General features: G+C 69.1%; 22 protein-coding genes. 7 read left to right on the forward strand and 15 right to left on the reverse strand.

All coding sequences use genetic code 11. From position 1 onward, the window contains the following. Positions 1–88 precede the first annotated feature (88 nt). Entirely contained in the window at positions 89–1654 is a 1566-nt protein-coding gene (locus tag AB0K80_RS17440) for a SagB family peptide dehydrogenase (protein WP_365670423.1), read from the reverse strand. Between the two features lie 236 nt (positions 1655–1890). On the opposite strand from AB0K80_RS17440, the gene AB0K80_RS17445 reads away from it, so the two are divergent. From AB0K80_RS17445 to AB0K80_RS17460, 4 genes are read left to right on the forward strand one after another with little or no spacing between them, the layout of a single operon-like run. After that, positions 1891–3399 carry a multicopper oxidase domain-containing protein gene (locus AB0K80_RS17445; RefSeq protein ID WP_365670425.1) on the forward strand — a complete coding sequence of 503 codons (1509 nt, stop codon included), beginning with the start codon at positions 1891–1893 and terminating at the stop codon, positions 3397–3399. Positions 3400–3458: 59 nt separating this feature from the next. Further along, positions 3459–5150 (forward strand): fatty acid--CoA ligase family protein, encoded by a 1692-nt coding sequence (locus tag AB0K80_RS17450; RefSeq protein ID WP_365670427.1) that lies wholly within the window; start codon positions 3459–3461, stop codon positions 5148–5150. Then, positions 5147–6124 carry a 2-amino-3,7-dideoxy-D-threo-hept-6-ulosonate synthase gene (locus AB0K80_RS17455; RefSeq protein WP_365670429.1) on the forward strand — a complete coding sequence of 326 codons (978 nt, stop codon included), beginning with the start codon at positions 5147–5149 and terminating at the stop codon, positions 6122–6124. The genes AB0K80_RS17450 and AB0K80_RS17455 overlap by 4 nt, the downstream gene beginning before the upstream one ends. Beyond that, on the forward strand, positions 6096–7211 hold the full coding sequence (locus AB0K80_RS17460; protein ID WP_365670431.1) for a 3-dehydroquinate synthase II: 1116 nt from the start codon (positions 6096–6098) through the stop codon (positions 7209–7211). The genes AB0K80_RS17455 and AB0K80_RS17460 overlap by 29 nt, the downstream gene beginning before the upstream one ends. Positions 7212–7342: 131 nt before the next feature. Here AB0K80_RS17460 and AB0K80_RS17465 read toward each other — a convergent pair whose 3' ends face one another. Both AB0K80_RS17465 and AB0K80_RS17470 read right to left on the reverse strand, forming a co-directional pair. Continuing rightward, on the reverse strand, positions 7343–7948 hold the full coding sequence (locus tag AB0K80_RS17465; protein WP_365670434.1) for a response regulator transcription factor: 606 nt from the start codon (positions 7946–7948) through the stop codon (positions 7343–7345). 59 nt (positions 7949–8007) lie between these two features. Continuing rightward, complete coding sequence (locus tag AB0K80_RS17470; protein WP_365670436.1) at positions 8008–8391, reverse strand: hypothetical protein; 384 nt, start codon at positions 8389–8391, stop codon at positions 8008–8010. Positions 8392–8659: 268 nt separating this feature from the next. Here AB0K80_RS17470 and AB0K80_RS17475 point away from each other — a divergent pair, with 268 nt between their 5' ends. Next, entirely contained in the window at positions 8660–9646 is a 987-nt protein-coding gene (locus tag AB0K80_RS17475) for a helix-turn-helix transcriptional regulator (RefSeq protein ID WP_365670438.1), read from the forward strand. Positions 9647–9677: 31 nt separating this feature from the next. Here the strand turns inward: AB0K80_RS17475 and AB0K80_RS17480 are convergent, their stop codons facing one another. Together AB0K80_RS17480 and AB0K80_RS17485 are read right to left on the reverse strand one after the other, a co-directional pair. Continuing rightward, complete coding sequence (locus AB0K80_RS17480; protein ID WP_365670441.1) at positions 9678–9980, reverse strand: hypothetical protein; 303 nt, start codon at positions 9978–9980, stop codon at positions 9678–9680. Positions 9981–10302: 322 nt separating this feature from the next. Next, positions 10303–11391 carry an SGNH/GDSL hydrolase family protein gene (locus AB0K80_RS17485; RefSeq protein ID WP_365670817.1) on the reverse strand — a complete coding sequence of 363 codons (1089 nt, stop codon included), beginning with the start codon at positions 11389–11391 and terminating at the stop codon, positions 10303–10305. A gap of 894 nt (positions 11392–12285) precedes the next feature. On the opposite strand from AB0K80_RS17485, the gene AB0K80_RS17490 reads away from it, so the two are divergent. Continuing rightward, entirely contained in the window at positions 12286–12915 is a 630-nt protein-coding gene (locus tag AB0K80_RS17490) for a hypothetical protein (RefSeq protein WP_143655927.1), read from the forward strand. Here AB0K80_RS17490 and AB0K80_RS17495 read toward each other — a convergent pair. The 3 genes from AB0K80_RS17495 to AB0K80_RS17505 form a co-directional block, all read right to left on the reverse strand. Continuing rightward, the gene (locus AB0K80_RS17495; RefSeq protein ID WP_365670443.1) at positions 12885–14111 is read right to left on the reverse strand and encodes a hypothetical protein; all 1227 of its coding nucleotides are present in this window, start codon (positions 14109–14111) and stop codon (positions 12885–12887) included. The two genes, AB0K80_RS17490 and AB0K80_RS17495, sit on opposite strands and share 31 nt — an antisense overlap. A 2-nt stretch (positions 14112–14113) precedes the next feature. Next, a complete protein-coding gene (locus AB0K80_RS17500; protein ID WP_365670445.1) occupies positions 14114–15223 on the reverse strand; it encodes an ImmA/IrrE family metallo-endopeptidase in 1110 nt (369 codons plus the stop codon). Positions 15224–15357: 134 nt separating this feature from the next. Next, on the reverse strand, positions 15358–16248 hold the full coding sequence (locus tag AB0K80_RS17505; protein WP_365670446.1) for a phosphorothioated DNA-binding restriction endonuclease: 891 nt from the start codon (positions 16246–16248) through the stop codon (positions 15358–15360). Positions 16249–16570: 322 nt separating this feature from the next. Between AB0K80_RS17505 and AB0K80_RS17510 the strand changes: the two genes are divergently transcribed. After that, a complete protein-coding gene (locus tag AB0K80_RS17510) occupies positions 16571–18445 on the forward strand; it encodes a TOPRIM nucleotidyl transferase/hydrolase domain-containing protein (RefSeq protein ID WP_365670448.1) in 1875 nt (624 codons plus the stop codon). A gap of 520 nt (positions 18446–18965) precedes the next feature. Here AB0K80_RS17510 and AB0K80_RS17515 read toward each other — a convergent pair. The 7 genes from AB0K80_RS17515 to AB0K80_RS17545 form a co-directional block, all read right to left on the reverse strand. After that, positions 18966–20009, reverse strand: coding sequence for a serine hydrolase domain-containing protein (locus AB0K80_RS17515; protein ID WP_365670450.1), 1044 nt, complete (start codon positions 20007–20009; stop codon positions 18966–18968). Between the two features lie 95 nt (positions 20010–20104). After that, entirely contained in the window at positions 20105–21193 is a 1089-nt protein-coding gene (locus tag AB0K80_RS17520; RefSeq protein ID WP_365670820.1) for a glycosyltransferase family 4 protein, read from the reverse strand. Between the two features lie 23 nt (positions 21194–21216). Beyond that, positions 21217–21753, reverse strand: a complete 537-nt coding sequence (locus tag AB0K80_RS17525; protein ID WP_365670452.1) for a deoxycytidine triphosphate deaminase — start codon at positions 21751–21753, stop codon at positions 21217–21219. Continuing rightward, positions 21750–22289 (reverse strand): dCTP deaminase, encoded by a 540-nt coding sequence (gene dcd, locus AB0K80_RS17530; RefSeq protein ID WP_365670454.1) that lies wholly within the window; start codon positions 22287–22289, stop codon positions 21750–21752. Before dcd ends, AB0K80_RS17525 begins: the two co-directional genes overlap by 4 nt. Next, positions 22286–23524 carry a bifunctional metallophosphatase/5'-nucleotidase gene (locus AB0K80_RS17535; RefSeq protein ID WP_365670456.1) on the reverse strand — a complete coding sequence of 413 codons (1239 nt, stop codon included), beginning with the start codon at positions 23522–23524 and terminating at the stop codon, positions 22286–22288. The genes dcd and AB0K80_RS17535 overlap by 4 nt, the downstream gene beginning before the upstream one ends. Then, a complete protein-coding gene (locus AB0K80_RS17540) occupies positions 23521–24840 on the reverse strand; it encodes a UDP-N-acetylglucosamine 1-carboxyvinyltransferase (RefSeq protein WP_365670458.1) in 1320 nt (439 codons plus the stop codon). Before AB0K80_RS17540 ends, AB0K80_RS17535 begins: the two co-directional genes overlap by 4 nt. Positions 24841–24842: 2 nt before the next feature. After that, the gene (locus tag AB0K80_RS17545) at positions 24843–25280 is read right to left on the reverse strand and encodes an ATP-binding protein (RefSeq protein ID WP_365670460.1); all 438 of its coding nucleotides are present in this window, start codon (positions 25278–25280) and stop codon (positions 24843–24845) included. Positions 25281–25326: the final 46 nt, after the last annotated feature.

The raw sequence follows: 25326 nt of genomic DNA on the forward strand, positions 1-25326 counted from the left end.
GAATTCTTGGGATCCCGTCCGGCTGTGACTCCATAGTGCTCGACCGGCCACCCCGGCACCAGAGTTTCCGGGCGGCGGCTGACATTTATCACGGCCCGAATGACTTTCCCGTAGCGCCCGGCTTTTCGGCGGCATCGAGCGGAATAGCCCATTCAGGGCTGTTGACCATGTGCCATTCCTCGCCGGGGTCCTCGGGGAGCGCGGTGTCCGCGGCCGGCGTGCCGAGCAGGAAGTCGCCGACCGAGGACTCCTGGAGGTAGTCCAGGCCCAGGACGCGGGCGGACAGGTCGGCGTCGCCGTTGCCCAGTCCGCAGGGCGCCAGGCCCATCGCCGTGGCCACCAGGTACATGGTCTGGTAGAGCACCCCGGTGTGCCGCAGGGTCGTGGCGTACGCCATGGCCCGGTACTTCCACGCCATGCGCTGGAACCGCGAGGTCACGGTGAACAGCACGTCGGGGCGCACCTCGAAGCCCACCGCCCGGGACGCCACGCCCAGCAGCGACCGCCGGTCGGCCTCCGCCTCGTTGAGCAGGACGAGGCGGTGCGCGTACGAGTCGTAGTGGTAGATGCCCGGTGCCAGCCCCTGACAGCGCAGCACGGTGACGTACAGCTCCAGCTCGTACAGCGAGCCGCCGCTCGGGTAGGGGCGGGAGACGACCTCGTCCCGGTCGGGCGCATGCGGGCCGGGCGTGTGGTGGACGCGCACCCGCTGCACCCGGTACAGGAACTCGCCGAGCTCACGTGCCGTCAGGGCTCTCGGTCCGAAGGTGCGGTGAGAGCGGCGGGTCTCGACGGCGGCGGTCAGGGACGGGTCACGCGCTTCGATGTCCGTGCGCCGCGGCCGGTACAGGTCGGTCGCAGGCCCGCGCGGCGCCGTCTTCACGGCGGGCTGCGGGTCGATCGTGCCCCGGTGGGGGTAGACGGCGCCGAAGACCCCGTCGTAGCGACCTGAACGGATGCGCGAGTGGAACAACAGGTCGTGGAAGTCCCACTGCCGCAGCACCGGTTCGGTGTCGGAGGCGAACGTACCGTCCGGGCCGGCGAGTTCGGCGAAGCCCGGACCGACGAGGTGGGCCAGGGCGCAGAGGACCTCCGCCTCGCTCAGCCCGGTCCCCTCACCGGCCAGGGCGGCCGACACCGGCTGACCGAGGGCGGCGACGAGTACGCGGGCGGCCCGGTCCGTGAGCACGGCGCGGAACTTCACGAGCGGTGACTCGAGGACCAGCACGCCCTCTCGGGTACGGCAGAACGCGAACCGCGAGAGCCGGACCCGGGCGTCGGCGGCCACGGCCGTGACCTGGTGGCGGGCGTCGCGGGCCGTCGGCTCCAGGCGGATCAGCTCCCGGCGCGACGGCGGTGCGTCGTGGGTGAGGACGCTGTGCGCCAGCAGAGGCGCGGCCCGCTCCAGCAGGGCGTCGGCCCGGCCCCGCTCGGCGTCGCCGAGGCCCTCGTACAGTTCCCCGCGCGGCAGCGGTCCCTCGGCCAGCCGGTGCAGGACGGTGCGCAGCGCCCCGCGCACCGGCCGCAGGGCGAGCGAGGTGACGGGCCCACGCAGTACGGCGGTGTCCGTGCCGTCGTCGAACGTCACGCGCACATCGGTGCGCAGCGCCCGGGCGCTGGGCTCGGGGGGATTTTCCGTGGACGCGGGATTCATCTGGCCTCCGGTGCTCGTGCTCGGCTTCATGGACCTGTCGAAAACCACTCTGACCCCCGCTACACCCGTCCCCTCCCCGACGGCCGCACAGAATGACAGTCACCATTCCCGGTCATGACCGAGGTCATGGAATACGTGACAGATGACAGGGGCGGACACCGTTCGCTCGGACATTCGGCGCCCAAAGCGCATGCTCGGAACACGAATTCGGTATTCCCGACGAGAAGGAAAACCTCGTGTTCACACGTCGACATGCGATACGTCTGGGTCTGACCACCGGCGCCGTCGGGGCGGTCGGCGCGGCGGGCGGGGTCTTCCGGACGCTCACCGCGGGACAGCCGGCCGCGGCCGCCGAGCACCGGCCGGTCACCGTTCCCGTCGCGGCCCCGGCGGCAGGCGCGGCGGGAGCGGTGGAGCCGTTCTCGGTGCCCCTGACCGTTCCACCGGTTCTGGCGCCGTACCGCAGAACCAGAACCGCCGACCACTACCGGATCACCATGCGCCGCGCCGGCGTGGAGATCCTGCCCGGCACCCGCACCGACGCCCTGACCTACAACGGATCGTTCACCGGCCCCACCATCCGCGCCCGCACCGGCCGGACCACCGTGGTCCAGCAGGTCAACGCGCTGGACATGCCGACCTCCGTGCACCTGCACGGCGGCAACAACCCGGTGGAACACGACGGCGGGATGACGGACACCATCGCGCCCGGGCGCCGGCGCACCTACGTGTACGAGAACAAGCAGCCCGGTGCCACCCTGTGGACGCACGACCACGCGCACCACATGGAGTCCGAGCACGTCTACCGGGGGCTGTCGGGGCTCTACCTGCTGCGGGACCCCGCCGAGGACCGGCTGGGGCTGCCGTCCGGCCCGTACGACATCCCCCTGGTCCTGCGTGACGCGCACTTCGACGACGACGCGCAACTCGTCTACACGATGGACGACTCGGAGAACCGCACGACGATCCTGGTCAACGGCAGGCCCTGGCCGTATCTGAGGGTCGAGGGCCGCAAGTACCGATTCCGGCTGGTCAACTCGTGCAACCTGCGCATCTTCGTCCTGGCGCTGTCCGACGGCTCGGCCACGCAGCACCCCGTGCAGCAGATCGGCACGGACGGCGGGCTGCTCGCCGCCCCCGCCGAAACCCCGGTCATCGTCCTGTCGCCCGGCGAACGCGCCGACGTCGTCGTCGACTTCGCCCGGTACGCGCCCGGCACCCGCCTCACCCTCGCCAACATGCTGGGTCCGGGCCCGATGGAACGGGTCGGGCAGGTCATGCGGTTCGAGGTGGGCGAGCGGACCGCCGACGACAGTCGGGTCCCGGACACCCTCGCCACGCTGCCGGCGCTGCCGAGGCCGACGGTGGAACGCTCCTTCGACCTCTCCATGGACGAGCCGGGTTCCGGAGGCCACCAGGCCTACATCAACGGCAGGACGTTCGACCCGGACCGCATCGACACGCACATCGAGTGGGGCAGCACCGAGGTGTGGACCGTGACCAACAAGAGCGCCACCGTCCCGCACAACTTCCACACCCACCTGGTGCAGTTCCGCATTCTGGAGCGTGACGGACAGCCGCCGTATCCGGCGGAGACCGGCTGGAAGGACACCGTGCTCCTCTTCCCCGGTCAGAGCGCGAAACTCCAGCTCACTTTCGACTCACACCGCGGCGTGTATCCGTATCACTGCCACATGATCGACCACAGCGCCATGGGAATGATGGCGCAGATGAAGATCGCCTGATTTCCCTCGCATTTCTTCTCACCCTGAACGGGGCGAGTGAATGGTTCGAGAGGAGGACCATGACCACCGAAACGATTCCACGGCCTTATGCGCGCCGTGTCCTCGCCGCGCTGGAGCGGGACCCGGACCGGGTCGTGCTGCACCGGCCGGACACGACGGTGACGGCGGGCGCGTTGCGGGCGTCCGTTCTGGGCAGTGCCGCGCTGCTGCGCTCCCAGGGCGTCCGCCCCGGCACCACCGTCGCGATCCTGACGGGTCCCAACCATCCGCTGATGCTCAGTGCCCGGTACGCCGTGCATCTGCTCGGCGCCACCTCCGTGTACGTCCGCTCGATGAATCCGCGTACGGACACCGAGACCTTCTCGATCGCCACCCAGGCCGGGCTGCTGCGGGACCTCGGGGTGTCGCTGCTGCTGGTGGACGACACGGACGAGGAGAGCGCGGCCCGCGGCCGATGGCTGGCGCGGCGGCGACCCGGCCTCACCGTGCGGGCGATCCCGCGCACGGCACTGGGCCACGACAGCGTGCCGCCGGCACAGCCGCCGCGGCCCGACGACCTGGCCGTCGTCGACTTCACCAGCGGCAGCACCGGCCGCCCGAAGATGGTGGCGCAGCGCTACGGGACCCGCGAGCACCTCGTCGCACGGCTGGCCGACGGCCTCGACCCCCGGGGACCGGCCACGCTGCTGTCCGTCACCCCGGTCAGCCACACCACGGCACCCATGGCCGACGCCGTGCTGTGCGGGGGCGGCACGGTCGTGCTCCACGACGAGTTCGACACCGACGCCACACTCCGGGCCATCGCCGGACTCGGCGTCACCGACGTGTACCTGGCGGTGCCTCACCTGTACCGGCTGCTCGACCACCCGCACATCACGTCCTACGACCTGTCGTCCCTGCGCCGTGTCACCTACAGCGGCACCCCCGCGGCCCCGGAGCGGGTCCGTGAGGCGGTACGGATTCTCGGCGACGTACTCATCCAGGTGTACGGGACCACGGAGGCGGGCGGCATCAGCAGTCTGACTCCGCTGGACCACCGGGAGCCCGAACTGCTGGGCTCGGCCGGCCGGCCCTTCCCCTGGGTGCGCGTCGACATCCGGGCACCCGACTCCGGCGCGCCGCTGGGCCGGCGCCAGACCGGCGAGATCTGGGTCAACTCCCCGACCGTGTCGGCGGGTTACCTGGACGACACGGAGCTGACCGCGGCCACGTACCGGGACGGCTGGCTGCGCACCGGCGACCTCGGGCACTGGGACCGCTACGGCTATCTGCGCCTGGACGGCCGGGTCGGCGACGTCATCAAGCACGGCGGCCTCAAGCTCGACCCGGCCGCCATCGAGGCAGCGCTGCTCCAGCATCCGCAGGTGCGGCAGGCCGCCGTGTTCGGCGTACGGGACGCGGATCTCGTGGAGCAGGTGCACGCCGCCGTCGAGCTGCACTCGGGTGCCGGTCACACCTCCTGCGACCTGCGGGACTACGTCGCGGCGACGCTCACCCCCGAACACGCCCCGGTCAGCGTCTCCGTGTGGCCCGAACTGCCGCTCACGCCGTCCGGCAAACCGGACCGGGCCCGGCTGCGCGGGATGACCGCACCCGTGCGGACCCGGCCCGCGGGGCCCGTGCCCGCGGCACCACCGCCCGCCGAGGCACGCGGCACGGGCCCGCCCGGCGCCGGCGGGGTGCCGGGCGGCTCCGCCGGACCAGACGCCCGCGGGCGTACCGATCCGCGCAACAGAAAGGGCATCCCATGACCGGATTCGGGCACTTCGCCAGGTCGCTGAGGCTGCGGCGGCTCTACCGCCACAGCACGGCCGGCCTGATGATCACCCCGCTCGACCACTCGATCAGTGACGGGCCCGTGGTGCCCAAGGGCACGAGCCTCGATCACCTCGCCGGGCAGCTCGCCGCCGGCGGCGCGGACGCGGTCGTCGTGCACAAGGGCAGCGTCCGCCACATCAGCCCGGAGCGGTTCGCCGCGATGTCGCTGATCATCCATCTCAACGCCTCCACCAGCCAGGCGCTCGACCCCGACGCCAAGTACGTGGTGACCCAGGTCGAGGAGGCGCTCCGGCTCGGCGCGGACGCGGTCAGCGTCCACGTCAACGTCGGCTCGGACGACGAGCGGCAGCAGATCGGCGACCTCGGGCGGATCGCCGACGCCTGCGACCGGTGGAACCTGCCGCTGCTCGCCATGGTGTACCCGCGCGGCCCGAGGGTCACCGACCCGCGCGACCCGGCGCTGGTCGCCCACGCGGTGACGGTCGCCGCCGACCTGGGCGCGGACCTGGTCAAGACCGTCTTCCTCGGTTCGACCGCGGAGATGCTCGACCTGACCGCCACCTGCCCGGTGCCCGTCCTGGTCGCGGGCGGCCCCGCGATGCCCACCGAGGAGGACGTGCTCGCCTACGTCCGTGACGCCCTGGCGGGCGGCGCGGGCGGGGTGGCGATGGGCCGCAACATCTTCCAGGCCTCCGACCCGCGCCGGCTCGCGGCCGAGGTGGCCCGGCTGATCCACCACTTCCCGGAGCAGCACTTCGGCCCGGTGGCGTTCCCGGCCACGGCCGGGGCGCCCAGGGACGAGCGGCTGACCCCCGACCACCTGGACGCCCCTGCCCGTTTCGGCGCGCCCGGCTCACGCATCGCAACCGAGACCCACCACCTCTCCGACCTTTCACATCCGACAGGAGGTCCGCACCATGACGGACGCAAAACTGTGCTGGCTTGACATCCGGGGCGCCGGCACCGCTACCGGGGCCGTGCTCGAAGAGGCCCTGCACCAGCGCATCGACGGCATCGTCGCCGCTGATCCGGCCGCCTTCACGGGGCTGCCGCCCACCGTCCGCAAGGTCCTGCTCTACGAGGACGGGCTCGACGCCGTCCCCGCGGACCTCGGCGCCGCCGACGTGGTGGTCGTGCCCGGTCCCCGGGAGGAGCGTGCCGCGCTCCAGGAGGCCCACCCGGACGTCGAGTTCGGCCGGTACGTCGAGATCGTCGACGCCGACACGCTGGAGGACGCCTGCCTCGCGGCCCGTCTGGAGCCGTGGAGCGTGCTCGACTTCCGCGACCCCACCAAGATCCCGCTGGAGATCGTGATCGCCGCGGCCACCGGTGCGCCCGGCTCGATCATCACCACCGCGTCCAACACCGAGGAGGCCGAGATCATCTACGGCGTCCTGGAGCTCGGCTCGGACGGGGTGCTGATGCGGGCGAACGCCGTCGGAGACGCCACCGCGCTGCGTACCGCGGCGAGCGCGCGGGGCGGCGAGATCGACCTGGTGGAGCTGACTGTCACCCGGACCACCCACATCGGCATGGGGGAGCGGGCCTGCGTCGACACGACGACCCACTTCCGCAAGGACGAGGGCATCCTGGTCGGCTCGCACTCCAAGGGCATGGTGCTGTGCGTCAGCGAGACCCACCCGCTGCCGTACATGCCGACCCGTCCGTTCCGGGTCAACGCGGGTGCCCTGCACTCGTACACCGTGTCCCAGCACGGCCGCACCCACTACCTCAGTGAACTCCACGCCGGCAGCAAGGTGCTGGCCGTCGACGTCAAGGGCCGCACCAGGCCCGTCAGCGTCGGCCGGGTCAAGATCGAGACCCGTCCGCTGATCTCCATCGACGCGGTGGCCCCGAGCGGTCAGACGGTCAACCTGATCCTTCAGGACGACTGGCACGTGCGGGTGCTCGGCCCGAACGCCGCGGTCCTCAACTCCACGGAGCTCAAGCCGGGCGACCGGATCCTCGGGCACCTGCCGACGGCGGACCGTCATGTCGGTTACCCGATCGACGAGTTCTGCCTGGAGAAGTGACCCTCGCACCCGGACGGACACCAGGCGCCGCAGCGACCGCACGAGCCTGACCAGCGGCCGTACCGACCCGCCCCGCCCCGGCACCCCCCGTGCCGGGGCAGGCGTATGTCCGCCCACCGCCGTGGGGGCTTTCACAGCAACCCGTGTTCCCCGGCGATGCGCGCCGCGTCGAACCGGTTGCGCCCCCCGAGCTTCTTGATGGCCGCCGACGTCAGGTTGCGCACGGTGCCCGCCGCCAGATACAGCTCTCCCGCGATCTCCTTCACGGTCGCACCCCCGGCCGTCAGTCGCAGGACGTCCACCTCCCGCGTGCTCAGCATCGTCTCCCCGACGGCCACGGGCCGCAGCAGCGAGGGGTCCACGGTCAGGCAGCCGCCGGCGACCCCCATGAGCGTCGTGACGAGCTGGGGCAGCCGGGCGTTCTTCGGTACGACACCCAGGGCGCCGGCCGCCACGGCCCGGTCCACGACCGACGGCGTGGCCGCTCCCACCATCAGGGCGACCCCGCACTTGGGGTGCCGGCTGCGCACGTCGGTGGCGACCCGCAGAGCCTTGCCGGCCATGGTGGACTCGCCGAGCAGCAGCACCGTGGGCCGGTGCCGTTCGACGGCCGGCTGGACGGCGTCGCACGACGTGGCCAGCCCGACGACCTCGAGCCCGTCGACGCCGTTGAGCGTCTCGGCGAAAGCCTCCAGCACGAGTTGGTGATCACCTGCGACGACTATCCGTATCGACATGCTCGACCCCCGTACGGTGCAACAGAACGAACTTGGGAAACCATTCAGTGGGCGGACCTTCAGCAGCTGTGGCGGCGGTCGTTCAGCCGGGTCAGCCGCTCCACCACCGCCTGGGCCGCCTTCTCGTGGCTGACGCCGTCGAGGCCGGTGTCGACCTCGATGTGCTCGGCACCGGCCGGCAGGGACGCGGCGACCGCGTCCGACAGGGCACGGAAGCTGGCGGTCAGCCCCTCGCTGCCGGGTTCGGACGGGATGACCACGACACTGGCGGTCACCGGCCCGAGGTCGGCGGCGATCTGGCCGGGCAGCGCCCGGAAGGACTCCGGCCGTTCCACATCGGCCTGGTACGGCAGGGCGACCAGCCCGATACCGGCCAGTTCCTTGCACAGGAACGCCGCGTTGGTGGCTGCGTCGCCGTCGCGCCCCGGGTGTCCCGCGCCCACCACCGCCACCGCGGCCCCGAGCGCACACAGCTGACTGGTGACACGACGGCCGGCCCCGGTGGTGGCATCGACGACAAGGACGACACAGCCGTGCAAAGGCGGAAGTACACGAGCGACTGTGTGCGACACCGGAACTCCTGAACGGGTAACGTGGCCAATATGTGAACGATTCATGGGGGCGCTCGCCGGGTCCCCCGTCCCGCCGTGACCGCGCCCGACCGAGCGCGATGGTTCGGCTCACACATGTGGTTGAAGGGGGAAACACCACGTGGAAGAGGTTGCGCCACTCGATCAGCAGACCCTCGCGGTGTACCGCGCGATCCTGTTCCACAAGGAACACGATCCGGACAAGCTCGCCGAACTCCTCCGCATCGCCCCCGGTGACGTGGACAAGGCCCTCGTGCGGCTGTCCGACCTGGCGTTGCTCGCCCCCTCCCGGGACTTGCCCGGGACGCTGCGTGCCGTCAACCCGTCGCTCGGCCTGAAGGTCCTGCTCCAGCGGGAACAGGACGAACTGGCCTGGCGGCAGCAACGCATCGAGCAGAACCGGGCGGCGCTGGCCGCTCTCGCCGCCGAGTACACGGCGTCAGGCGGGTCCGGCTCGGACGGCACCGAACAGCTCGACAACGTCGACGAGATCCGCATCCGGCTGGAGGCGCTCGCGGAATCGTGCCAACAGGAGTCCCTCGTCTTCCATCCCGTGGGCGGCCTGACCAAGGAGGCGATCGACGCGTCCCGGCCGCTGAACGAGCGGGCGCTGGCCCGGGGTGTCCGGTTCCGTTCGATCTACCTGGACAGCGCCGTCAACGACCGCGTGACCAAGGCGCACGCCCAGTGGATGGCGGAGCACAACAGCGAGATACGTACGTCGCCGACCCTGCCGATGCGGCTGCTGATCATCGACACCACCGCGGCGATCGTGGCCAACCTGCCCGGCCAGACGGGTCCCGCGGCCCTGCTGTTCCACAGCCGGCCCGTGGTGCTCGCCATGCGGGCGCTGTTCGAGGCGTACTGGGAGCACGCGACCCCCTTCCATCAGGAGCCGTCCCCCGCGGACGACCCGCACGGGCTCACCCCGCAGGAACGCAAGCTGCTCCAGCTGCTGGCCACCGGCCTCACCGACGAGGCGGTGGCGCGGGCCCTCGGCATCGGCGTGCGCACCGAACGGCGGATCATGGCCGAGCTGATGGAACGGCTCGGCGCGTCCAGCCGCTTCGAGGCCGGGGTGCAGGCCACCCGCCGGCAGTGGATCTGACAGGCGGACCCGGCCCGCGGACCACCGATGCTCACCGCGAGTCGCCCCGGTGGTCCTCGGGCAGCGGGGACCAGGTGAAGTCCTCGGGCCCGTGGGCCGGCAGCGGGGACCAGGTGAAGTCGCCGGGCAGGCCGGGGAGGTGCGGCAGCTGCCCGGTGACCGGGGCGAGTGCACCGATCGGCGACGGCGGCTGCCAGGTGAAGTCCTGAGTCGAGGCCGCCGTCTCCTGCGCAGGGCGGTCGGCGGCCTGGGCGGGCGTGGCCCAGGCGAGGGTGGCCAGTACGGCCGTGGCCAGGGCGGCGCCCGCGGTACAGCGGTTGATGATGCGGTTCATGGCTGGTCTCCATTCCATGCGTGAGGCAGTGTCGTTGCGACGATGCGCATGGAGCCAGATGTGCTTTCAGCTCCCCCGGGCCGGTCCGCGTCCCCCGCGTTCCCGGCCGCTGAGAAGAGACAACCACCACGACACACCTGCTGTCCGCTTCCGGTCGGGCCAGGAAGCTGCCTGGCAGGGAGTTGCCCCGAAGCCGTCGTCGGAGCAGCGATCGAGCGAACACGATCGGAGGCGCCTGCTCCCCCGTCCGTGGCCGAGGCGAGCAGGCCACCCGCGACACCGCGAGCGGCCTGCTGCTCAAGTCCGACCCAGTGACTGCCCGTCAGCCCTCTTCACCCGCACGGCGCCTGCGCGCGAAGTAGACCGCGGCGGTGCCGGCCACCACGACCGCGAGACCGGCACCCGCGAGGACGGGAGCGTTGCTCGACGCGCCGGTCTCGGCGAGATTCCCGTTCGTGGTCGGGGCGTTCGCCCCCGTGTCCGTACCGGACCCGGGCGTGGCGGACTGGCCGGGTGTCGGGGACTCGCCCGCACCGGACGGGGCCGACTCGCTGGGGGCCGGGGACGCGCCCGGCGCGGGCGCGTCGTTCTTGGCGAGCACCGCGGCGAAGACGCCCGCGATCACCTGATGGCCGTCGGCGTTGGGGTGGGGGTCCTTCTTCGGCGTGCACGCCCACGTCAGCTGACAGATCTTGGCCACGTTCGCCGGCACCTCGCCCGCGCCGGGCACGTTCACCATGGTGGTGAAGTCCTGGGAGGAGAACGCCCCGGCCACGTCCGCCACCTTGAAGCCGGTGGACTTGTACACCTGGCCGATGCCCGTGTTGCCGGCCTCGATCAGGGGTGCCGACTCCCTGGCGGCCTGCTGCCCCTGAGCACCCAGCAGCCAGGCCGCCAGGAAGGGGTTGTAGTACGTCGAGCCCACGAACTGGGTGTTCGTCGTGCCCGCCTGGCGAAGCGCGCCCGTGATCCGGGCGAGGTTCTTCCCCATGGTCTGGCTCGCGCTGTTCAGGCACGCCCCGTCGAGGCTGCCGGCCGGGCCGACGCATGCCTGGATGTCGTTCGCGCCCACGCTGAGGGTCACGTAGGCGACCTTGCCGTGGTGCTGGGCCAGGGCCTTCAGGGCGGCGTCCAGTTGGGACTTGGCGTTCGGGTAGGCGCACTTTCCGCCGCTGATCAAAGACTCGGTGGTCTCACCGGTGCAGCCGAGGCGTATGTGCTTCAGTCCGGGAGTGTGCTGCTTGAGCCGCGCGTAGAGCTGGTCGGTGTAGGCGGCGTCGGTGTCCTTGTCGACGTCCGGCTGGTAGCCGGTGGCCAGGGAGTCACCGAGCGAGATGTAGTACGTGGTGTCCGTGTCGTTGGTCGCCTCGTCGGCGGCGGCCAGACCGGGCGTGCTCAACACGATCGTCAGAGTCGAGATGGCCAGCCCGGGGCCGAAACGCTTCAGGGATCTCATCACTTACGTGCGCTTTCCAGTTATGGGAGGGGGGACGCCGGAAGACATGGCGTGAGAAAGGGAGAAGCAGCGAACTCAGCCGCTGCGGTTGGGGGCACCCGAAGAACGCCTTGTGAAGGCTTAGGTGGGATGACTGCCTCCGTGAGATTGCGGGTTCTGCCCGACTTCTTTGCGGAGGCTTGGGCGTCAATCTAGCGGCCGAGTCACTGTTTTGGGTATGGCGGGGCGACAAAGTGGCGGCCGATATGACACGTGTAACTCCCAGAAAGGTCCCATGAATCAGTACGTGGTGACGGGACCTGTCAGTAGCTTTCCTGTCAGTGATCGACTTTGCCGGAAGTGGTCAGCACGCCCCGTGCTCTGCGGAGCGCCGCCGCCGGCAGGGCACATGGCGAGGGCGGGACCCGAAGGCCCCGCCCGATCCGCAAAAGACCCCAGCTCAGGGCCACACAAGGCAATAAGGCTGATGCCCCGCCTCATGCAGGCGATGCGAGAAGTCCTGCCACTCGTGCAGCGATTGGAAGAGGCGGGGTTGTGACCTGTGCATTCTCGGTGAAACGTGCGTTGACCTGCGGGAACTCGTCTCGGTAGTTCTCACGGGTCAACGCCGTTTCCCAGGCTCATGTGCCCTGGATGTGCCCTCCGGGGACGTGGCTGGGGAGGCGCGTTCAGGCCCAGCTTTCGCGCCTAGGGCGCCGTGATGAGGGCAGTGATGCGGAGAAGGATCCCAGTCGGGCAGTGTCCGCGAGGCGTCTTGAGCTGTTTGGTGGGTGTACCCGTACGCATACGGCTTGGATGAACGCGGGGCCGCTGCATGCGGTCGAATCCCAGTGAGGCAGGGTGGGGGCCATGGTGACCTTGGCGAGTTCCCTGACGGGCGGTTCTGTGCGGGAGGCTTCTCGCGCCTTGCTGGAGCCGGGCGGGCAGGCCCGAACTGTTTCTGTCTTCGGGACCGAGGCGCTGTGCTTCTACCGTCTGAACGAGGGCGAGCATGCGCGGCGCGAGGAAGTCTCCGCCGCCCGAGTGGATAAGCTGCCCGATCTTGAGTGCCTGCTGACACTCCCGGTGGGCGTTCCTGTTCCGCTGCAATCGCTGGACTCGCCGGCGCGGCGGGCGGTGCGAGGGCTGCCGTCGGGAGCGGTGGAGCGAGACCGGAAGACGGTCACCCGACGTGCCGTGCGGCCCCTGCAGGTGGATCTTGCTGTGGTTCGCGCTTCCGGGTGGCGCCAGGGCCTTGAGCGAGCGGGCCAATTTGCTCCCTTCTGCCGCCGGGCCATGCTCTTGGACCGTCTTCCAGCCCGACTGGATGAGGTCCTCGTCGAGGCCGACTTCTACGGCATCGGCGTGTTCGTCGCCTCTGGAGACGAGGTCGAGCTGGTATTGGAGCCGGAGGACTACAGACCGCCCCGGCACACCGCTGCGGCCTGGTGGTTCGTCGAGGATGTGTATCAGCGCCTACGCTCGGCGGCGGCTGTCTGAGCCGGTGTCTTGGCGGTTTCGGGAGCGGTCAACGCCCATCGATCGAGCTGCGCCGGAGGCTTGAACGCCTTCGGCTGCCTGATGGACGTGTTGATCAGTTCGTACTGATCGAGAGCTTTACGGCAGCGGTCGAACCACCACTGCTGGCGTGCTGTGCCGGGCTTGACCGAAGTCAGGGCACGCAGCCACTCCATGAGGACCGCGACGTTGTGTGCCGCCGCTGCGGCAGGAAGCTCGCCGCGGTTGCTTGTGAAGGCGTCCAGTGCGAGCTTGCCGACACAGGCCGAGCAGAAGCAGACCGGAGCTTCGGCGCCACCGTAACGCTTGGCGATCGACTCACCCAGGAAGAAGGCCATCAGGTCGGGGAAGAGAACGTGCGGTGACTGGACGGGGATGCTCTTGTTGGTCTGCGCTTTTTCGCCGGGGGCGACGACGTGCCGGTAGCGGCTGCTGGCGCCGAAGGCTGTGAAGGCGGCACCGAAGGCCAGCGCGCCGAACGCCGCGAGATCCGTGCGTAGCAGGGCAGCCCCGGGGACTTCCTCGATGACCTGCTTGAGATGGCTTACGGCCTTGGCGTAACGCGCCAGGGGGTCCATCTGTCCGCCCAGCATGATGGCCTTCGGCCCCTTGACCATCCGCAGGTAGGCGATGAGCTGGCGGGTCGATTCCTCGTCGCGTAGCCAGGAGACATCCACCGGAGCGGCGAAGATCACCTCTGGGTCGTCGAGTTCCAGGACACGGGTCACGGCGGCCCGGAGGGCATCGGAGTCCTCGGCCCTGATGTAGCCGGTGGGGGTCATGGGGAGCGTTGCTCCGGCGTCCCGCTGCTCGGCCAGAGACAGTTCCAGGGGATCGTCGAGGAAGAGCGTGGGCTCGACGTCGTAGGGGAAGGGGTTCTCCTCGGTCGCGGCGCTGACCTCGTACACCGCTGGGTCGATCAGGAGTGGAGCGGCGTAGCCCTCCCTGTATCGCAGGGCGCCGGCCTTCTTCACGGCGTCGGTGCCACACAGGATGAGCCCACTGCGTACCGGGTCGACCTGCCCCTGGACGTAGCCGAGCCGGGCGGCGCTGACCTGAATCAGCATGCGGCCCTGCAGACCGTTCAGGCTGTCCGGCCGGTCTGGCGCACCCGCAGCGTCGGGAGGCTCGGTCAGATCGGAGCGCGGACGAGGCAGCGGGGCGGAACGGTCGGTCATGGTCACCTTCGGAAGGCCGGGAATGATGATGAACCGGCGCCCTCGACGTACAGGCGCTGGAAGTCTTCAGGAAGCAGGTGCGCGCAGGCAGCCGCATCCTCCAGAGTCATCTGGCGGTCGGTCAGCAAGGTGTTGACAAGGGCAACGAGGCGCTGCGGCTGCTCAGGGAGGACATCAACAGGCTCTGCGGTCCGGTAGCCGAGCGCTGACATCTCGATCACCAGGGTGCGGTACTGCCACTCGCTGACGGCGTTGAGCGTTTGGGCACGGCGCAGCAGCGCGCTCATGGAGACACCCCAAACCCGCTTCAGCTCCATCAGCTTGGCCAGATCGACGCCGCCGGAGAACGCCTGCCGGATATCGGAGGCAGGCATCAGGAACTCGGCAGCGAAGGCGTCGGCCTGCTTCTCCTGCGTGGACCCTGTGCCCGGCTCGTCATGCATCACCAGGTGACCCAGCTCGTGCGCGATGCTGAAGCGACGTCGGTCGCCCGGTGCCCGGGTGTTGACCAGGAGCAGAGGACGCCCGCCCGCTTCCCACTGGCTTACGGCGTCCAACAGGTCGCTGTCCAGGTCGCGGGTGATCACCAGTGCGCCGGCATTCTCCAGCACCGCGACCATGTCGGGTACCGGACCGGGGGCCACGCTCCACTCCCTGCGGACTCGCCGGGCAGCGTCCTTCGGGGTGGTGAGGTCATCCAGTGGGACCCTGAAGAAGCGATGTGAGACTGGCGGCAATGCCGCTGCGGACGCCAGGCCGTTCAGCTGAATCCGTGAGAGCGCCACATGGGCGTGCACGCGTCGCAGAGCGGAGGCAGTCAGAGCTGCTTTCTTGCGGTGGTGGACCAGGCCCACCCCGATGCCGCTGACCTGCGGATCCAGGCACAGCAACTCAGGAGGGTAGCCAAGCGCGGCAGCGTACAGCTCAAGACGCTCATGTGTGACGACGAGACGACCAGCCTCGGCTCGGCTTACGTAGCCCTGGGAAACCGGCGTGGCGCCGCCTGGCGACACCTTGGTCATAGCCGCGGCGACCTCAGCCTGCGTCAGCCCGCGGGACTCGCGCGCCAGCACGAGCATCCCGGGCTGCGCCTGCAGCTCAGTGATCGCCATACACGACACCACCTCGTATCAGACCTCAAGACAGTAGCACAAAATATTCCGTGACTGATTCGGCATCATATGATGAAAGTAGCGCTGCAAGTGAGGGCCACTCTCTGAACAGTTGATTGTGGGCGCAGCAGCGTTCAGGCAGTGGCAGGGCGCGGTTCGCCGTGGAAGACCTGTCGGGCGTGCCAGTCGCAGTGAACTGCGGCAACAGGGCGAGCACCCGGCTGGGGGCCGATGAGTGGGCGGCCCGCGAGAGCTATGACGTGGTCGCGGGCGGCGGGGCTGTGGCCAACGAAGCGTTGTGACACCAGGATGCGTTGGTCGTCTCCCAGGCCGAGGACGCCCTTGTCGAAGAGCTTGTGGTGCAGCGAGCACAGGCATAGCCCGTTCTCGATCTCGTCGGGTCCTCCGAACGCCCACCAGCGCACGTGGGCGGCCTCCAGCCCGACGGGCACCGCGCCGATCCTGCCGTCGTATCCGCAGAAGGCGCACCGGTACTCGTAGGCGGTCAGCACCAGCTCCCGCATCCTCCGGTCCCGCTGTCTGTGTACGGGCGAGAGTTGCTCGGCCTCCGCCGGCTCCAGTTCCAGGCCGACGGCTTCGCACAGTTCTCGGTGCAGGGAGGGTGGGAAGTGCAGGTCGAGCAGCAATCGCGCCATTCTGCCGAGCAGGTCTGGTTCGCGTCGCAGCGCCGCTCTCAAGTCCGGCGCGAGCTGCCCGGTGGCGCCCGTCTCCCGGAGGTCCCGTATTCCGCTTCCAGGGCTTCCCGGTCCGCGATCGGTGCGCACTTCCCATACGCCGTCGCTCACCAGGTGGTGGAAGGGATAGGCGGGTGTCGTCTTGTTGGGTGGGCCGTACTCGGTCAGGAGGCGCTGCAGGTCCTGTTCCACTGCGGTGTATTGCAGGCCGCTGTCGGCATCATCCTGGAACCGGCCGAGGGCGTACAGGAGCAGCAGCGGCTTGTGCGGAGCGCGGGTACCGCTCCTGGTCCACTGCCTCAGCTTCGCTATCCGCTCCAGCCAGTCCATGGCGGCTGATCGTAGACGGGCCTGCCCGCACACGTGTGGACACTGCTCAGGACGGCTGCATGCCTGAGAACAGGACGCGGGCGTGGTGCGGTTCGGGGGCGATGAAGGCCCCGTGAGCCGTGATATTGAGCCCGAGGCAGGCAGGCTTCGTGCGGTGTCGGTCTGAATCGGTCAGATCCGTTCACAGCGCCAACAGGCTATCTCCACAAGACATAAGATGATGCGCCTGGGTTGGCTGTTGCCCAGGTCGATGTCTGGGGCGAGGCGCCCCTGGTGGCTTGCGTCTGCCCCGAGGCGCTAGGGAACGGAGCGGCTGAGAACGGTGCACCTGCACAGCTTCACCGTGTGCGGATTCCGATCCCTCAAGGACGTCCGTGACATTCCGGTCAGCACACCTACCATCCTCGCCGGCCAGAACGACGGCGGTAAGAGCGCGGTGCTTGCCGCGCTGGCGTTCCTTGTGGGCAATGAGCAGTTGACCGAGGACGATCGTACGTACGAGCTCGACGCTTCGGATGGCGTGGACGTCGATGACTCGGCGCCTCTCCTGCGGTGTTCGACCACATGGGTGGAGGGACAGTTCACCCTCGACCTTTGGGAGTTGCAAACGTTCGGCTTCCCGACCGAGGAGTTGCGCGTACGGCGGCGCGCTGTCAACGGTGAGGACCCCGTCCTTGAGTGCTGGGCGCCGCTCGCGGACGACGAACGACTGCGTGACCCTTCCAAGCTGTCCCTCAACGAGGTGAGAGCCCTCGCCAAGCAGTTGCTCCCTGAGCTGTCGTCCATAAAACGCGGCGACATCGAGCCAGCCCTCTGCAGGTACGGCATGGCTCACGCCTCGGCGTCGGGCTGGGTTCCTGCTCCGAAGGAGATGGAGCGCCGCATGCCCCGGCTGATGCCATTCGACGGGAAGTCGGCCGATCCCGACGCTGCGGTGAAGACCGCGCTGATGGGCCGCTACCAGGCCCATATGGCGGACCCCACGCTTGAGGGCCAGTTGCAGTCGATCGAGGCCGGGATCAAAGAGCGACTTCAGGACGATGCCCGGTCTCTGTGCGAGCACATTCAGAGTCGTTGCGACGACCTCACAGACGTTGATGTCGAGCCTGTGGTCTCGTTCACTCACGGTTTCCGGGGTGCGCCGCTGCGAATCGCCCGTACGAAGGGCGAGACCGTGGGCCTGGATCGTTCCGGCCTAGGTAGCGCACGACGTATCTCCCTGGCGATCTGGGAGTGGAACAGCCAACTGCTCACGCGCGAGGAGTTCGCCGACGTCGACTCCTCAGCTGACCCTGAGGCCGCCGAAGATGTCCCGCCTCCGGTGCAGACGATTGTGATCTACGACGAGCCGGACACACACCTCGACTACGGGCACCAGCGCAAGATCATGCAGCTCATCCGTGACCAGAGCGCGCTGCCCCATGTGAACGTAATCGTCGCCACCCACTCCATGAACCTCATCGACGGTGTCGATATTGCTGACGTCGTGCATCTGCGACTGGAGCGCGGACGGACGGTGATCGAGCGGCTGGGGGCCGACACCCACGACGGCATCGACGTGCACCTGGGGCGCATGGCCGCGGCGGTCGGTCTTCGAAACTCCGTTCTACTGCATGAGCGTTGCTTTCTGGCTGTCGAGGGTGACACCGAACAGCGGGTGATCCCCATGCTGTTCCGACTGTCGGAGGGCCAGTCTCTCCAGTCGGCCGGCATCGCCTTGTGGGCGTGCTTCAACAATGAGGGGGCCCTGCACCTCGCTCACTATCTGGTCGCGCATGGTCGCTCCGTGATGCTCATGGTGGACGCCGACAGCCGCACCTTGCCCAAGGGGCTCTTCAAGGAAGCCCGACTCCAGCAGTTCTTCGGCAGTGCTTTCAGCGACGTTGTCCGTTTCGTGGGCGAGCCGGACGCCTTCAATGAGCTTGAGGAACTGTTCCCGGACGATCTGTGGGCCGCGACCGCCAACGAACTCTGGCCGAAGGGCGGCGAGCCGTGGACCAAGGACGACTTCACCGCTCAGCGCGGCAAGAAGTTCAGTAAGGAAGTGCTGAACATGCTCCGCAATGACAGCACGAGCGGGCCCAGCGGCAAACCCGACATGATGTTCGGGCTGGTGAGCACGCTCACCAGCCCTGATGAGGTGCCCGCACAGCTGCGGGAGATCTTCGGCGAGATCAGAAAGCTGGCCGCAGGGTAAGAGCGCGCAGCGCTGACCTGGTCTCACTGGTACCGCTGCGGCGCCGCCGCCGTGCGAGCATGCGTTCCTTGCGTTGTTCCAATGTCGGCGGTTCCCACTTGTGCCACCCCACCGGAGGCTTCCAGCGCTGCGCATGCTCCCGCGCCTCAAGCCCACACCATCGGCAACCGTTCGGAGCAGGTATGCGCTGGTCAGAGCCATTTTGCTGGTCAGTCATGAGTCTCCCTCCCCCACATCCAGAGTCTTCCCTATGGCACTGACATCACCCCTATCTGAAGAGCGGTGCATTCCACGCTAAAGCGGACGAAATGGGTGGGCCACCGGAGCCGATTCGGTTAACTCCGTCGCATTGGCAGCGCTCGTTCGGTCTCAGCTGCAACGCACTGTGTGTCCACTTACCTTCGGACACCGGCGATGACCGCTGTCCGAGTAAGGTCAGCCGTCTAGCAGGCGGGTGGGCAGCGTTGCGCTCAACACCGGGTGGTGGACGTCGGATGGGGCTGGGCCCCTTTTTGAAACATCAATTGAAGGCGAGTTCGCGGAAGGTGTTGCGAACCTCGGTCAATGGCCCACGATCCCTTGTGTAGTAAAGCTTGTTGGTCAGGAGCACCGCCCAGCGGTCCTTGGTGGGGGAGATCCACATGCCCGTGCCGGTGAAGCCGTAGTGGACCCAGACGTCCTCCTCGATGGTGGTACCAGGAGCGGGGTGCCAGAACAGGCCGCGAGCGGGCTGGAGCTGCCCCGTCTCGATGGCCAGGGACTTGTTGATCCACTCGATGCCGAAATCAGCCCGGAGCTGTGACGCCGCGGGGGCGAGCATGTACTGGAGGAAGGTGGCGAGGTCGTCGAGGACGGTGAAGACGCCGGCGATGCCGCAGACGCCGCCCAGGAGGCGGGCTGAGAAGTCGTGGGCGACTCCCTTGAGGTGGGTGTCGGTGTCCTGGTCGAGTTCGGTGGGGGCGCAGCGGGCGGCGAGGTCGGCGGGCAGGGGGCCGAAGCGGGTGCCGGTCATGCCTAGGGGGTGCCAGGTGCGGGCGGTGGCCAGCTGGTCCAAGGGGCGGCCCGAGAGGTGTTCGGCGAGGTAGCCGAGGATGAGGGCGGCCCGGTCGGTGTACTCGACGGCTTCTCCGGGTGTCCGATGAAGTTGTTCTTGGAGGACGCCTCGGCGAATCTCGTGGGGGTCGGTGCCGTAGAGGTTCTTCAGCTGCGCCCGCAGTGGGACGCCGGCGGTGTGCGTCAGCAGCTGCCGGGCGGTGACGGCTCCGAGTGGGTGCCCAGTGACCTCCTGCCAGAAGCTGCCGAGCGGCTGGTCGAGGTCGAGGGTGCCGTCCTCCCACAGGGCCCCGATGGAGGACCAGACGGCCAGGATCTTGGTGAGGCTGGCGGCGTCGAAGACGGTGTCGGTGCGCATCGGCACCTCCGGCTCGTCGGGGTCGAGGACGCCGGTGGTGCCCCGGCCGAGGGTGCCGGTGGCGTTGCCGAGGGCCCACACGGCGCCGGGGTACACCTTGTCGCGGACTCCCTCGTCGAGCAGGGCTTCGATGCGGTCGCGGTCGTACGTCATGGTCTCCCTCTTCGCCGGGGGTGTCCCGTCGGTCAGCGTAGTGACGTTCGTGGAGCGGTTCGGGTAGTGACGTGTCGGGTCGTCTGGCGGTCGGTTCAGGTGAGCTGTCGGCCGAGGTCGGTCAGCAATCGTGCGGTCGCCGAGAGGGGATAGCGTGCCGCGTTTGCGTAGCCCGCCTGGCGCAGGGCGGTCATCAGCCCGGGTGTCTTTCTCAGCCGGTCGAGGTCGTGCGCGAGTGCGGCGGAGTGGGTGAAGTCGGTGGCCATGCCGGATGCGGCGAGGGCTTCGCTGAGGCCGGGTACGGGCTGGTAGAGGACTGGGAGTCCGCATGCCTGGGCTTCCAGCGCGACCAGTCCCATGGCTTCCAGGGTGGTGGACGGCATGACCAGTACGTCGTGTTCGGTGAAGGCTTTCCACAGCTGTGGGCGGCGGAGCCAGCCGAGGTAGCGCACTCGTACGCCAGCTCGTTGCAGCAGCGGGGCCAGCGCGTGGAACTGGGCTCTGGGCGCCGCCACGCTCAACTCGACGCCGACCACCGGAGCCAGGCTCTTGATCAGGGCCTCGGCACCCTTCTCGGCGGTCAGGCGTCCTGCGTACAGGAGCCGAAGGTGGCTGGTGGATGTGCGCAGTGGTCGGGCTGGCGGATCGGTGAGCAGGTGGTCGGGGATGCCCCAGGAGATGTGGGTGATCTTGCGGCGTTCGATCTGCGGGGCGAGTTTGAGGAGGCGGTCGGCCATTGCGTTGGTGGGGACCACGATGGCGTGGGCGGCCCTGGCTGTTTCGCGCAGCACTTGGAGCTGGTCTCGGTGTGTCTCGGCGAAGAGCAGGTCCGTGCCGTGGACGAGGGCGATCCGGGGATGTGCGGGCAGCGCGCGGATGAGGGCTGGTGTGGCGCCGAACGCGAGGTGCTGCAAGTGGAGGACGTCGATCTGTGTGGCATCGACCGCGGCCGTGAGCGCTCTGCGCAGGGTGGCGACGTAGCGGCTGAAGGCCGTTCCTTCCAGGCATTTGCCTGCCACGGGGAGCAGGTTGAGTCCGACGGGCGGCCGGGGAGCGTGACCAGGTGGCGTGAGCATGAAGGCGCGGGCCGGGATGAGGGGCTGCTGGCCGGTGTAGAGGTCGAGGAAGAGCTCGACGCTGCCGCCGGGGCTTCCGACGGGGAGATCCAGGAAGGTGGCGGCCATCGGGTCGGTGGCCGAGCTGGCGTTCACCGCATTCCTCCGTTGATCTCCTCGTAGAGGCGTGAGATGTCGATGCCTTCCGTAGATGCGTACTTGGCGGGCTGTTGCTGGTAGCTGGCCGGTGCGCCGAAGGTGGTGAGGAAGACGAGCTTGCCGAAGGTCATGCCCGGATACACGCGCACAGGTCGGGCGGCGCGGATCTCCAGCGTCCAGCGGATCGCATGGCCCTGGTGTCCGAGCGGAGCCGACACGTGGACCCAGATGCCCAGGGAGCCGGTGGTGCGGTCGCCGTTGAGCATCTGCGCGTACGTCTCCGAACCGGTCCGCTCCAGCGTGATGCCCAGGTACAGCAGGCCAGGGCGCAGCACCAGGCCGGCGTTGGGGATGGCCTGCTCGGTGAAGGTGGTGGGCATTGCGGCGTCGAGGTCGCCGTCGCAGACGCGGATGGTGTTGCCGAGGCGCCAGTCGTAGGCGTTGGGGGAGACGCGGCTGGGCTCGTACGGGTCGATGGTGATCTCGCCGGCCTGGACGGCGGCCGCGATGGCGGGGCCGGTGAGGATCACGATGCCACCGCCCGGAGTCGGGCGAGGTCTCGCCAGTACGCGGAGGGTTGCGGTCCTGCAGCGGCCTGGTACTTGCCGCGGTAGAGGTCGATGGCGCCGGTGGAGACGAAGAACATGATCTGCCCGACCTTCATGCCGGCGTACACGCGCAGCGGTCGGATCGGGGCGAGCATGAGCGTCCACTGGCCGTGGAAGCCGATGTCGCCGATGGGGGCGGTGATCTCGACGAACAGGCCGAGGCGGCCGACGGAGGAGCGGCCGAACAGCAGCGGGACGAAGGTGTCGGAGCCGACCTCTTCGAGGGTGTGGCCGAGGTAGAGCTCGCCCGGCTGGAGGATGTGGCCGTCCGGGCCGATGCTGGTTTCGTGAGTGGGGTTGGGCCGATAGGGGTCCAAGACGGGGGCCGTGTAGGTGATCAGGGTGGGGCCCAGACGCACGTTGTAGCTGTTGGGGTTGACCTGATCGGCGGCGAACGGGGTGATGCGGAGGCGGCCGTCATGAGCGGCAGCGGTGATCTCCGGGCCGGTGAGGATCATTGCCTGCCTCCTTCCGCGGTGTCGGTAGTGGTGAGGACGTGTTGGACTGCCTGGTCCAGACGCAGGCCGGCCTCGTGCGTGCGCTCGCCGAGGTAGGTGTCGCCGAGGTAGTCGGTGGTCAGCACGGTGGTGACGGCATCCGGCAAGGGATCGGGGGCGGTGACGAGCGGGCCGGTCTGGGTGCTCAGATGTGACAGCCAGCCGGGGAGGTCGCTGCGTGCCGGCTCAGGTACGTGGGCGTGCACCAGCTGGTTGGCGAACGGTTCGATGGAGAGCAGGTGGCCCTGGGTGAGGGTGTCGCCGAGGGGGACAGCGCGCAGTGCCGTCTCGTTGAGGATGACCGCGTCTGCCCCGAGTGCCTTACGCAGGCGGGCGGCGAGGTCCAGGAGCAGGTTGCGCCGGTCGAGGGGCTGGTGGCGGTAGGCCAGCCTGATGGGGCCGAGGACGGCGGCCAGCTGCTGTCTGACGTCCTCGATGCGTGAGCGCAGGCCCGCAAGCTCCGCGGGGACGAAGCTCGGGAGCTGATCCGGGAAGGATGTAGTGCCCGCGCCCCATCCCGCGCCCACGGGCGTGGCGATCGCATAGCCTTCGGCGAGCTCCCGGCCCTTGACGACCAGGGTGCCGTCGACTCGGACCGGCCCATATTGATCGCTGTGGCAGTGCCCGGCGAAGACCACGTCGAGGAACGGACAGGCCGCCGCGAGTTTCCGGTCTTCGTCGAAGCCGGAGTGGCTGAGCAGGACCCAGCTGTCCACGTCATGGTGGTGGGCGAGAATCACCTCGCGCAGGGCCTGGAGGGGATCGGTGACGCAGTGGCCGGCTCGTTGGGCGGCCGGGATCGAGTGGAAGGCTTGTTGACCGATCACGGCGGTTACGCCGACGCGCCGTCCATCGATATCGGCGATGTGCAGGCGGCGGAAGAGAGCGTCGCCAGTGTTGGCATCGATGGCGTTGGCGCAGACAGTGCGCCGGTGAAGGTCGGGTTCGAAGTGGTGGGGCCAGCCATGGTTGCCAGGGGCCAGCACGTCGTAGAGCCCGAGCAGGATCTTCCGCTCGATCGTGCCGCGACCGAGGCGGTAGTACCCACTGCCTTCGAAGAAGTCGCCGCAGTCCACGATGAGCGAGGTCGGGCGTAGCGCGTGGAGGTGAGTCAGGAACGGCGCGGCGTTGTCGAAAGCGGAATGCACGTCGGTCGTGGCAACGATCTGGCGGAGGACGCGGCCATCGCTGGTCATGGGGTGACCTCGCAGATGTCGGCGCCCAGGGTGCGCAGCTTGCCGGACAGGTCGGCGTGTCCGCGGCGCAGCTGGTCGAGGCCGCCGATGGTGGTGACGCCTCGGGCTGTGAGGCCGACGACCATGAGGGCGGACCCGGTGCGGATGTCGGTGGCTTCGACGCCCGCGCCCGTCAGCTGCTGGGGACCGGTCAGGCGGCATTCGGTGGGGGAGATCTCCTCGATGTCGGCGCCCAGGCGGGTCAGCTGCGGCAGCAGGTTGCCGTGGCGGCCGGGATTGATGGCGTCGGCGAACAGATGCGTGCCGGGCAGTCCGAGGGCGAGTGCCATGAGCGGTGGTTCGAAGTCGGCGTCGAGGCCCGCCGGGCTCAGAGAGGCGATGGCTCGCAGGGGACGACCAGTGGGGGCTGTCTCATGCGCGCGGACAGTAAGGCCACCCGGCTCCGCGTCTGCGGGGATGCCGAGCTGATGAAGGGCAGCCACGAACGGGCCTACGTCCTTGCCCTGCACGCCGTCGATGCGGGCAGTACCGCGCGTCGCGGCGATCGCGCAGGCCAGCGTGGCTGCCTCGATCTTGTCTCCGGGCACGGTCCAGGCAGCGGGGGCAGTCGGCGACGAGGAGGGCGGCGAGAGAGTGAGTACATGTTCGCCGGCCCGCGTCTCCCAGCCCACCGAACTCAGGGCGTCGAGCACGCTCAGGACTTCGGGCGAGAGATTGGGCTGACCCAGCCGTAAAGGCCGGCCGGTTGTGAGGGCGCGCAATGTCGCGGCCACGGTCGCACCGCGAGAGCGGAAGGGCAGTGCGATGGAGACGGTGCCGGTGTGAGAGGTGAGGGCCTCGATGCCGTATCCGGAGCTGTCCTGTCGGCTCCGGTCGCCGAACGCCTCGTACACGTTGAAGTGCAGCTCCATCCCGCGCGCACCGATCCGGCAGCCGCCCGGCCAGGGCAGCCGCGCCTGGCCGTAACGCGCGAGCAGGGCGGGGACGAGGTAGTACGAGGCGCGGATCTGGGCTGCCTGCGCCAGATCGGGCAGCCGGTGAGATGCCTCCGTCGGCAGGATCACGTAAGTGGTCGGTTCGCCGACGGGCTGCGTGACATGCCAGCCCGCCTGTTGCAACAGAGTGAGCATGATCTGGACGTCCGTGCTGTCCGGGACGTTGCTCAATCGGACCGGCCGACCGAGGGCCGCCGCGGCGGCCAGGAGCGGCAGAGCGGCGTTCTTGGAGCCGTCGACGCTCACGGTGCCGGCGAGCGGCGGCCCGGGGCGTACGGCGATCACCTCGGCGGCCACGCCGGGGGCGTGGGTGGTTGTCATCATCAACTCCTCTGGAGAGGGAGGAAACAGGCGACTTCCTGGCTGGGTTTGCTGGTCAGATCGATTTCGGCCCAGCAGCGCTTGCCGGTCTCGGTCGGCTCGGCGTGGTACCGGTCGGCGAGAGCGGCGACGAGGAACAGGCCCCGGCCGCCCTCGCTGTCCGCGTCGGACAGAGCCGGCTGGGGCAGGACCGGGCTCGTGTCGCAGACCTCGATCCGCAGGACGGCCTCGTCGAGACAGACCGCGAGCGAGACGGATCCGGCACCGGAGTACTGGACCGCGTTGGTGACGAGCTCGCTGACCAGCAGTTCGGCCGTGTGCACCACCTCGGTGCCCAGTCCCGCGTCCCAGCCAGCTATCGCGTCCACGGCCTGGTGCCGGGCCTGGCTTGCTGCGGCGGGCGTCGCGGGCAGGGAGAGAGCGAGCTGGTGCGCTTCCATGAGCGGCCTCCCGGTGTAGGTGGGGCCACACCAAGCAACCAGTCCG

The organism is Streptomyces sp. NPDC052682, assembly GCF_040678435.1.
Lineage (GTDB): Bacteria > Actinomycetota > Actinomycetes > Streptomycetales > Streptomycetaceae > Streptomyces.

What these genes read in the sequence shown, in the direction of transcription:
- AB0K80_RS17440 (WP_365670423.1), bottom strand. Translation starts at nt 1,654, where the DNA reads ATGAATCCCGCGTCCACGGAAAATCCCCCCGAGCCCAGCGCCCGGGCG.
- AB0K80_RS17450 (WP_365670427.1), top strand. Translation starts at nt 3,459, where the DNA reads ATGACCACCGAAACGATTCCACGGCCTTATGCGCGCCGTGTCCTCGCC.
- AB0K80_RS17455 (WP_365670429.1), top strand. Translation starts at nt 5,147, where the DNA reads ATGACCGGATTCGGGCACTTCGCCAGGTCGCTGAGGCTGCGGCGGCTC.
- AB0K80_RS17460 (WP_365670431.1), top strand. Translation starts at nt 6,096, where the DNA reads ATGACGGACGCAAAACTGTGCTGGCTTGACATCCGGGGCGCCGGCACC.
- AB0K80_RS17465 (WP_365670434.1), bottom strand. Translation starts at nt 7,948, where the DNA reads ATGTCGATACGGATAGTCGTCGCAGGTGATCACCAACTCGTGCTGGAG.
- AB0K80_RS17480 (WP_365670441.1), bottom strand. Translation starts at nt 9,980, where the DNA reads ATGAACCGCATCATCAACCGCTGTACCGCGGGCGCCGCCCTGGCCACG.
- AB0K80_RS17490 (WP_143655927.1), top strand. Translation starts at nt 12,286, where the DNA reads ATGGTGACCTTGGCGAGTTCCCTGACGGGCGGTTCTGTGCGGGAGGCT.
- AB0K80_RS17495 (WP_365670443.1), bottom strand. Translation starts at nt 14,111, where the DNA reads ATGACCGACCGTTCCGCCCCGCTGCCTCGTCCGCGCTCCGATCTGACC.
- AB0K80_RS17500 (WP_365670445.1), bottom strand. Translation starts at nt 15,223, where the DNA reads ATGGCGATCACTGAGCTGCAGGCGCAGCCCGGGATGCTCGTGCTGGCG.
- AB0K80_RS17505 (WP_365670446.1), bottom strand. Translation starts at nt 16,248, where the DNA reads ATGGACTGGCTGGAGCGGATAGCGAAGCTGAGGCAGTGGACCAGGAGC.
- AB0K80_RS17515 (WP_365670450.1), bottom strand. Translation starts at nt 20,009, where the DNA reads ATGACGTACGACCGCGACCGCATCGAAGCCCTGCTCGACGAGGGAGTC.
- AB0K80_RS17520 (WP_365670820.1), bottom strand. Translation starts at nt 21,193, where the DNA reads ATGGCCGCCACCTTCCTGGATCTCCCCGTCGGAAGCCCCGGCGGCAGC.
- dcd (WP_365670454.1), bottom strand. Translation starts at nt 22,289, where the DNA reads ATGATCCTCACCGGCCCGGAGATCACCGCTGCCGCTCATGACGGCCGC.
- AB0K80_RS17535 (WP_365670456.1), bottom strand. Translation starts at nt 23,524, where the DNA reads ATGACCAGCGATGGCCGCGTCCTCCGCCAGATCGTTGCCACGACCGAC.
- AB0K80_RS17540 (WP_365670458.1), bottom strand. Translation starts at nt 24,840, where the DNA reads ATGACAACCACCCACGCCCCCGGCGTGGCCGCCGAGGTGATCGCCGTA.
- AB0K80_RS17545 (WP_365670460.1), bottom strand. Translation starts at nt 25,280, where the DNA reads ATGGAAGCGCACCAGCTCGCTCTCTCCCTGCCCGCGACGCCCGCCGCA.